At 66.3% G+C, this 9534-nt stretch carries 6 protein-coding genes; all 6 read left to right on the top strand.

What is annotated here, in order from left to right:
* A partial coding sequence (locus tag AC1DU6_RS11895) for a WD40/YVTN/BNR-like repeat-containing protein (protein ID WP_477857397.1) occupies window positions 1-2119 on the top strand: 2119 nt, incomplete at its 5' end.
* A 164-nt stretch (window positions 2120-2283) separates the two neighbouring features.
* Window positions 2284-3942: a glycoside hydrolase family 5 protein gene (locus AC1DU6_RS11890; RefSeq protein WP_477857395.1), complete on the top strand. Its 1659-nt coding sequence runs from the start codon at window positions 2284-2286 to the stop codon at window positions 3940-3942.
* A 125-nt stretch (window positions 3943-4067) separates the two neighbouring features.
* Window positions 4068-5246, top strand: a complete 1179-nt coding sequence (locus tag AC1DU6_RS11885) for a glycoside hydrolase family 5 protein (protein ID WP_057297361.1) — start codon at window positions 4068-4070, stop codon at window positions 5244-5246.
* A gap of 116 nt (window positions 5247-5362) precedes the next feature.
* Entirely contained in the window at window positions 5363-7555 is a 2193-nt protein-coding gene (locus AC1DU6_RS11880; RefSeq protein WP_457356598.1) for a beta propeller repeat protein, read from the top strand.
* A gap of 5 nt (window positions 7556-7560) precedes the next feature.
* The gene (locus AC1DU6_RS11875; RefSeq protein ID WP_477857393.1) at window positions 7561-9201 is read left to right on the top strand and encodes an alpha-L-fucosidase; all 1641 of its coding nucleotides are present in this window, start codon (window positions 7561-7563) and stop codon (window positions 9199-9201) included.
* Between the two features lie 29 nt (window positions 9202-9230).
* A partial coding sequence (locus AC1DU6_RS11870) for an alpha-L-fucosidase (RefSeq protein ID WP_477857391.1) occupies window positions 9231-9534 on the top strand: 304 nt, incomplete at its 3' end.

Here is a 9534-nt window from a genome sequence, read left to right as displayed (position 1 = left end):
GATCTATCACCCGACGACCCCGAACCTCTTGTACGCCCGGACGGACGTCGGCGGCGCCTACCGCTGGAACCAGGCCACCTCGCAATGGGTGCCGATCACCGACGGCCCGGGTTTCGGGGGGGGGATAGAAGGAGCCTTCCACACCGTCGAAAGCATCGCCCTCGATCCAACCAACGACCAGCGGGTCTACATGGTCGCGGGCGATAGCAAGAAGAACGCTCGCTTGTACATTTCCAGCAACCGCGGCGACAGCTGGACATGGGTCACGCTGCCGTTTCTTGCCGGYGCCGATACCGGTCGGGCGATTGGCGAGCGCCTGAGGCTCGATCCGACCAATCCGTCGACGATGTTCTACGGTTCGACCAAGGCCGGCCTGTGGAAGAGCACGAACTCCGGCCAAACCTGGGCGCAGGTCACGGGCCTGTCTTCCTACACGACGACCAACGCCATGGTCGGCGTCGAGCAGATCATCTTCGACAACGGGAACGTGGGCGGCGGCCAGCCGACCTGGAACATGTGGGCCGCGATCGCTCCTGACTACGCCACCGCAGCGGGCCTGACCTCGACCTTCTACAGGTCCAGCAACAACGGCTATTCATGGACGCCGGTCGCGGTGCCGGCCGCCGTCGCCGGGTACTACATCCCGCACTTCGCGCGCGCCGCCGACGGCAATTACTACGTGGTGTTCAACAAGAACGCAGGCCCGGGCGGCGACGGTCCCGGCTACCTCTACAAGTACACCGGTATCAATGGCGGCGCCTGGACCTTGCTGAGCAGCACTACCACGGGCGGCTACGGCGGCGTGTCCGTCTACGGCAGCGGCCCGACCACCCGCATCGCGCTGGCCGTGAGCGCTACCTGGGGCGATTTCACCGGCCAGAAGATCACCCAGTTGTCCGACAACGCAGGCAGCACCTGGCGCGAAATCGAGTCCATGATGCCCCACGAGCAGAACAGCGCCGGGTACTGGGGCTGGAATGACGACATCGAGATCGATCCGAACAACCGCGACCACATCTTGCACCTTGACGGTCCCGGCATCTGGGAGACGATGAACGCCTCGTCGGCGACACCGAGCTGGACCACCAAGCTGAACAATCTCGAAGAGACTGCCACGCTGGCGCTCATCACCCCTCCACCCGGCGCGACCTACAAGTTCATCAGCAGCGCGGGCGACATCGGCCCCTGGGTCCAGACAGACCTCGCGACGACGCCGACCAAAGGCCCCAACACCGGCTGGAGCAATGGCAATTCCGCCGACATGAGCTGGTCGGATCCGCAATACATTGCCCTCACCGGCGTCACGCACGGGGATCACAAAGGATTCGGGTACTGGTCGGGCGACGGCGGCACCACGTGGACACGCTTTGCCACCTTGCCTCCCGGCGCCGCGACCAATACGCACGAATCGTCGAACATTGCTGTCACCTCACGCAACAACGCGATCTGGGCGCCGCCCGATACCGTGCCGTCCTACACCACCAACAATGGCGCCAGCTGGACGGCGACCAATCTCCCCGCGCTGCCGGAGACGTCCGGCTTCCCTCGCTCATACCGGCTCGCGGTGGATCGCAGGAATCCGAACAAGGTCTATGCCTACGATTCGGGCGGCTCCGTGTTTGCTGGTCCGGGCAAGTTCTACGTCTCGACGGATGGCGGCCACAACTTCACGCTGAGCCAGGGTTCGGTGTCGGCAAATATGAAGGGCAATCCGTATTTCCTGACCGGGATGGCGGTCAACCCGAACGTCGAGGGCGACATCTGGGTGGCTGACGGCAATACCGTGTACCACTCGGTCGACTCGGGCGCCACCTGGACCAAGTTCAACAACTTCGCGTCTGTTTTCGGCAGCGACTTTTGGCCCGACGTGAACGGTGCCAGTGCCTTGACTCTGGGCAAGGCAGCCCCTGGCGCGCCGTATTCCGCCGCGGTCTACGTGGTGGGCGTGATCAACGGCCAGTGGGGTGTGTGGGCTTCCAACAATGCAGGCAGCACTTGGACCCGCTTTAACGACGATGCCCATCAGTTCGGCGGCATAACCAGGTTGGCGGGTGACTGGAACACCTACGGCCGGATCTACGCCGCCGGCGGGGGCCGCGGCGTGCTCTACAGCAATTGAACCGAGAGCTCGGCAGGCTGGCGTCCAAATCATGGCACCGGGCCTGCCGCCACCTCCTTCACCTTGTTCGACGGTTATGCCCAAGCCCTGGCGCCGACCGTCCATAACGCTCGCATCCGGCGGAGACAACCGGCCGAGCACTTTCAACCTTGAAAGGTAGAACCATGAGAGCCTTGTTATCCACATTGCTGCTGGCCCTGGGGGTCAGCGGGGCCCCATTGGCCCAGGCACAAAGCTGTGGCAGCGGCGGCGGTACCACCGTCTGCCTGACGGCCACTGGCACGACCGACAACGTACAGCTGGGCTGGACCGTCAGCGGCAACGTCTCKCGCCTGGAGGTCTACCGCGAYACSGACRSCGAYCCCAACGGCCGCASCCGCATCGCCGCGCCGGGCAGTAGCGCCAGGAGCTACACCGACTCCACGGCCGCAAACGGCACGCCCTATTGGTACTGGGTCAAGTTCACGACCAACGGCGGCAGCTACAACTCCGGCGTGGCCACTGCCACGCGCAACAGCAGCTGCACGCCGACGGCCATCACGCCTTACATCAGCGCCAACGGGTCCTGGACGCAGACGGCCTCAGCCTCGATCACTGCAGGCAACTCGGCCATCCTCGGCCCGCAGCCGGTGACCGGCGGTTCGTGGGGCTGGAGCGGCTGCGGCACGTCAGGCTCGGCACGCGAGCAGACCATCACGCCTGCTGCCAGCTGCACGGCCACCGCCACCTACACCAACAGCTGCGGCGCCAAGAGCACGCAGGCCTTTGTGATCACCGTGCCCGGCTCCATGCGCGACCTGACGAGCGTGCAGCTGTCGCAGCAGATGTCGCCCGCCTGGAACATCGGCAACTCGCTGGACGCCTCACCCAACGAGACCAACTGGGGCAATCCGCTGATCAACCAGCAATTGCTCAACGCAGTGAAGGCGGCCGGCTTCAAGACCGTGCGCATCCCCGTCAGCTGGAACCAGTACGCCGACGCCAACGGCAACATCAGCCCAACCTTCATGGCGCGTGTCACCGAGGTCGTCGGTTACGCACGCAACGTCGGCCTCTACGTCGTGCTCAATACGCACCATGAAGGCAGCTGGCTGATCCCGACCTACGCCTACCAGGCGAGCGCCAACGCGCGCCTGGCCAAGCTGTGGACGCAGATCGCCAACAACTTCAAGAACTATGACGACTACCTGCTGTTCGCCGGCACCAACGAGGTGATGGTGTCCGGCGACTACGGCCCACCGACGGCCGAGTACCAGGCCGTCCAGAACGGGTTCAACCAGGTCTTCGTCGACACGGTGCGGGCCACGGGCGGCAACAACGCCAAGCGCCATCTCGTCGTGCAGGGTTTCAACACCAACATCGACTCGACCTACAACGGCTTCATCAAACCCAACGACTCCGCGACCAACCGGATGTTCCTGGAAGTGCACTACTACGATCCGTACCACTTCGCCCTCGACGGCAGCAGCAACATCTGGCAGTGGGGCGCGACCGCGACCAATCCGGCCGTGACCGAGACCTGGGCCAACGAGGCCTACGTCGACGCCCAGTTCCAGAAAATGAAGTCCCGCTTCGTCGACGCCGGCTTGCCCGTGCTGATGGGTGAATATGGCGCGATCCTGAAGTCCGAGTACGACCCGGCCGGCACCTACCGCACCGCCTGGACCAAGTACGTGACCAAGTCCGCCTTCCAGCACGGCATCGTGCCGGTGTGGTGGGACAACGGCTATGACGCCAACCACCAGTTCGGGCTGTTCAACCGCTACACCGGCGCGCAGTACTTCCCGGACCTGATCAAGGCCATCGTCGACAACGCGAAGTGAGGTAGCGGCATCAGGACGGTGGCACCGAGCACCGTCTGCCGTGCCTCCCCTCGCTCCATCAACGCAGCCTGCCCCGCCGCAAGCAGGGCGGGCTGTGCCACGCAGCACCAAGCAGTAACACCAAGATGAAACCGCCTCGCCTCGCCCCTTCGGCCTTCGCCTCGTTGGTGCTGGCCTTCTGCATCGTCGCCTGTGGCGGTGGCGGTGGCGGCGGCAGTGGTGGTGGTGGCGGAACGACCAGCCCACCCCCGTCCACGGACAGCAGCGGCATGCGCGACCTGACGAGCGTCCAGCTGTCGCAGCAGATGTCGCCCGCATGGAACCTTGGTAACTCGCTGGACGCCGGCGGCAGCGAGACCAACTGGGGCAACCCGCTGATCAACCAGCAACTGCTCAACGCGGTGAAGGCGGCCGGCTTCAAGACCGTGCGCATCCCTGCGAGCTGGAACCAGTACGCCGACGCCAACGGCAACATCAGCCCGACGTTCATGGCGCGTGTCACCGAGGTGGTCGGCTACGCCCGCAACGCCGGCCTCTACGTCGTGCTGAACACCCACCACGAAGGCAGCTGGCTGATCCCAACCTACGCCTACCAGGCCAGTGCCAATGCGCGCCTGGCCAAGCTGTGGACGCAGATCGCCAACAACTTCAAGAACCACGACGACTACCTGCTGTTCGCCGGCACCAACGAGGTGATGGTGGCTGGCGACTACGGCCCACCGACGGCCGAGTACCAGAACGTCCAGAACGGGTTCAACCAGGTCTTTGTCGACGCGGTGCGGGCCACGGGCGGCAACAACGCCAAGCGCCATCTCGTCGTGCAGGGCTTCAACACCAACATCGACTCGACCTACAACGGCTTCATCAAGCCGGCGGACTTGGCGACGAACCGGATGTTCCTGGAGGTGCATTTCTACGACCCGTTCAACTTCGCGCTCAACGACAAGAGCACGATCTGGCAGTGGGGTGCGATCGCGACCAACCCGGCCGTGACCGAGACCTGGGCCAACGAGGCGTACGTCGACGCACAGTTCCAGAAGATGAAGTCCCGCTTCGTCGACGCCGGCATGCCGGTGCTGATGGGCGAGTACGGCGCCATCCTGAAGTCCGAGTACGACCCGGCCGGCACTTACCGCACCTACTGGACCAAGTACGTGACCAAGTCGGCCTTCCAGCACGGCGTCGTGCCGGTGTGGTGGGACAACGGCTACGACGCCAACCACCAGTTCGGCCTGTTCAACCGCTCGACCGGCGCACAGTACTTCCCTGAACTGATCAAGGCCATCGTCGACAGCGCCAAGTGATCCGACGGCGCCCCGGCGCTGACACCGATGGCCGGGTCGTGCCTTGCGCGCACCGGCCTGCTTTCCCGCCGCAAGGCAACGCGCGCCGCGCTGACCGAATGAAGTTGATACCCACCATGACCCTCTGGCGCCTGCTGTTTGCCACCACGCTGACGCTGCTGGCCCCATTGACCCAGGCCCAGCCTTATCGCTGGGACAGCCTGGCCATCGGCGGTGGCGGCTATGTCGCGGCCATCGTGCCTAGCCAGACCGAGCGCGGCCTCATCTACGCCCGCACCGACGTCGGCGGCGCCTACCGCTGGGACGCCGCCAAGGCACACTGGACCTCGCTACTCGACGGCGTGTCCGAGGCCGACGTTGGCCTGCTCAGCGTGGACGCCCTGGCGCTCGACCCCAAGGACAGCGCGGTCCTCTACCTGCTGGCCGGGGTGCCCTACTTCAGCGGCGGCAAGACTGCGGTGCTGCGCTCCACCGACCGCGGCGCCACCTTCAGCCGCATCACCGACGTGAGCCACCTCTTCCGCGCCAACGGCAACGGCCTGGGCCGCAGCAACGGCGAAAAGATGCAGGTCGACCCGGGTGACGGCAAGGTGCTCTACGTCGGCTCGCGCGCCAACGGCCTGTTCAAGAGCCTTGACGCCGGCGCCAGCTTCAAGCGGGTCGACGCCTTGCCCGTGACCACCACGCCCAATGAGACCGGCATCAGCTTCGTGCTGCTGGACCCGACCAGCGTGGCGGGCGGCGTGGCGCAGCGGATCTTTGTGGGCGTGTCGCGCTTCGGCTCGGTCGGCCCCAACCTCTATCGCAGCGACGACGCCGGCGCCAGCTTCAAGCCGGTGGCCGAGGCGCCGTCGGCCTACATCCCACAGCGCGCGACGCTCGCCGGGGACGGCCATCTCTACATCACMTATGGCGACGGCTCAGGCCCGCATGGCGACTGGAAGAAGCTCGACCCGCCGGAGCCGCTGACGGCCGGCCAGGTCTGGAAATACAAGGTCGCCAGCGGCGGCTGGACCAACGTCACACCCAAGGGCATCAACCGGGCGTTCTCGGGCGTGTCGGTCGACCCGCGCAATGCGAAGCGGCTGGTCATCTCGACCATCAACACCTGGATGCCGCAAGGTGGCAAGAACGCTGGCGACCGCTTCTACGTCACCAACGACGGTGGCAGCAACTGGACCGACGTGGTGGAACGAGGCTTCGCCATGGACACCAGCGGCGTCAGCTGGATCTCGGCCTATGCCATCCACTGGACGGGCTCCATCGAATTCGACCCCTTCGACACCCGCGCCGTCTGGGTCACCTCCGGCAACGGTGTGTTCCGCACGGCCGACATCGACGCCACGCCGGCCACGTGGACCTTCACCGTCAAGGGCCTGGAGGAAACCGTGCCCAACGTGGCCGTCAGCGTGCCGGGCGGCCCGCTGCTATCGGTGATCGCCGACTACGACGGCTTCCGCCACCAGAAGCTGGACGCCTTTGCGCCCATCCACGAACCCCGCCTGGGCTCGACCACCGGCCTCGCCGTCGCGGGCAGCAACACGGCGGTCGTCGTGCGCGTGGGCGGCAAGAAGATGTACCGCTCCGCCGACACCGCTGCCACCTGGACCGAAGTGGCCGGCATGCAGGGCGACTACGGCACGCTGGCGCTGTCGGCCGATGGCGCTGCGCTGCTGCACAGCTTCCGCCAGGCAGACGGCAGCAACCGCACTGTCCGCGCCGCCAACTTCACCGAGGCCAAGCCCGTCTGGACCGCCGTGCGCGGCCTGGAAGGCGCGCCGATGCGGCCGGTGGGCGACCCGGTGAACCCCGCCAAGTTCTACGCCTACGACCGCGGCACCGTGCGCGTCAGCACTGACGGCGGCGCCAGCTTCGCCGCCACGGCCCAACTGGCCGCAAACGGCTCAACGCTGGTGCGCGTGGCGCCGGGGCGCGAAGGTGATGTCTGGGTGGCGCTCAAGGCCGGCGGGCTGGCGCGCTCCACCGACTCCGGCCGAACGTTCACGACCTTCTCCAACATCGCCCACTGCGGCGCCGTGGGCTTCGGCAAGGCCATGGCCAACGCGCCCTTCCCTACCGTCTTCATCTGGGGCTCGCCCCGGGGCAAGCCGCTGGGGGTGTACCGCTCCATCGATGCCGGCGCCAACTGGCAGCGCATCAACGACGACGCGCATCAGTTCGGCGGCCCCGGCAACGGCGAGTTCGTCATGGGTGACATGAACGTCGAAGGCCTGGTCTACATGAGCACTGTGGGCCGCGGCATCGTCTACGGCATGCCGGCCGACGCTCCCCTCTCACTCAAACCCTGAGCACCATGAATCAAAAATTTTCCCGCCGCGCATTGCTGCAATCCTCCGCCGCCGTCATGGGCGCCGCCGGCCTGCCTGCCGCCCACGCAGCGCCCTCTCCCTTCAAGCCCACATGGGATTCCCTCGTCGGCGGCTACCGCACGCCCGACTGGTTCCGCGATGCCAAGTTCGGCATCTGGGCGCACTGGACCGCGCAGTGCGTGCCCGAGGCGGGCGACTGGTATGCCCGCCACATGTACATCCAGGGCAGCGGGCAGTACGAACACCATGTCAAGACCTACGGTCACCCGACCAAGGTCGGCTTCATGGAGATGMASAACCGCTGGAAGGSGGAGAACTGGRAYCCCGAAGCGCTGATGGACCTGTACGYSAAGGCSGGYGCSAARTACTTCGTCTCGCTCGCCAAYCACCACGACAACTTCGACGCCTACGACTCCAARTWCCACCCCTGGAACTCGGTGCGCGTCGGTCCCAAGAAGGACATCGTYGGCACCTGGGCCARGMTSGCCCGCGCCAAGGGGCTGCGSTTCGGCGTCAGCAACCACTCGKCGCRTGCCTGGCACTGGTTGSMGCCKGCCTATGGCTACGACSCSGAAGGCCCGCTGGCCGGCCAGCGCTACGACGCCTTCAMCCTGACCMAGGCCGACGGCAAGGGCAMGTGGTGGGAGGGACTGGACCCGCAGGACCTCTACACGGGCCSCAACAKGGTGATGCCCGACGGCATCAAGACCACGCAGGCCGCCCACGACTGGCATGAGAAGCACGACCGCGTCTGGGACGAGAACCCGCCGGCACAGAACCCCGCGTTCACGCGCCAATGGTTCCTGCGCTGCCGCGACCTGATCGACAGCTACCGGCCCGACCTCGTCTACTTCGACAACTCCCGCCTGCCGCTCGGCCAGGCTGGGCTGGACATCGCGGCGCACTTCTACAACGCCAGCATGGCCTGGCACGGTGGCAAGCTGGAGGCCGTCCTCAACGCCAAGGAGCTCCCACCCGAATGGCGTGCGGGCATCGTCGAGGACGTCGAGCGCGGCCAGCGTGCCGGCATCGAGCCGCTGCCCTGGCAGACCGACACCTGCATCGGCGACTGGCATTACAACCGCGGCGTCTTCGAAGGCCATCACTACAAGTCGGCGGCCAGCGTCATCCACCGCCTGGTGGACATCGTCTCCAAGAACGGCAACCTGCTGCTGTCCATCCCGCTGCGCGGCGACGGCACCATCGACACCGACGAGCGCAAGGTCCTGGACGGGCTCGCCGAATGGATGGGCCGCAACGGCGAGGCTATCCATGGCACGCGCCCGTGGCGCAGCTTCGGCGAGGGGCCGACGCAGATCGGCGGCGGCATGTTCAGCGAAAACCAGGTCAAGGACTTCACCGACCAGGACATCCGCTTCACCACCAAGGCCGGGGCGCTCTATGCCATCGGGCTGGCCTGGCCCAAGAGCGGCGTCATGCGCATCGCATCGCTGGCTCAGGACGCGGCGCTGGCGCCCGGCGTGATCGAGCGCGTCGAGGCCGTGGGCTCCACCGACAGCCTGCCCTTCAAGCGCACCCCGCAAGGGCTGGAGGTGCGGCTGCCCGAAGGGCTGGCCGGCACGCCCGCGATCGCGCTGAAGGTGCGCGGCACTGGCCTCGCATGAGCGGCCGCCCTTTTCACTAACAGCGAGCCATGACGCAGAAACTTTCCCGCCGCTCGCTGCTGCAAGCCACCGCTGCCACGATGGGCGGCGCCGGGCTGCCCACCGCGCAAGCCGCCCCCGCCCCGTTCAAGCCGACCTGGGATTCCCTCGTCGACGGCTACCGCACACCCGACTGGTTCCGCGATGCCAAGTTCGGCATCTGGGCGCATTGGAGCGCGCAATGCGTGCCCGAGAGGGGCGACTGGTATGCCCGCAATATGTACATGCAGGGCAACTGGCAATACGACCACCACGTCAAGACCTACGGCCACCCGACGAAGGTCGGCTTCATGG

It is taken from the genome of Roseateles sp. P5_B10 (genome assembly GCF_056400485.1).
The sequence above is the reverse complement of the archived record's forward strand: the minus strand, read 5'-3'. Positions and strand labels throughout refer to the sequence as shown.

What these genes read in the sequence shown, in the direction of transcription:
- AC1DU6_RS11885 (WP_057297361.1), top strand. Translation starts at nt 4,068, where the DNA reads ATGAAACCGCCTCGCCTCGCCCCTTCGGCCTTCGCCTCGTTGGTGCTG.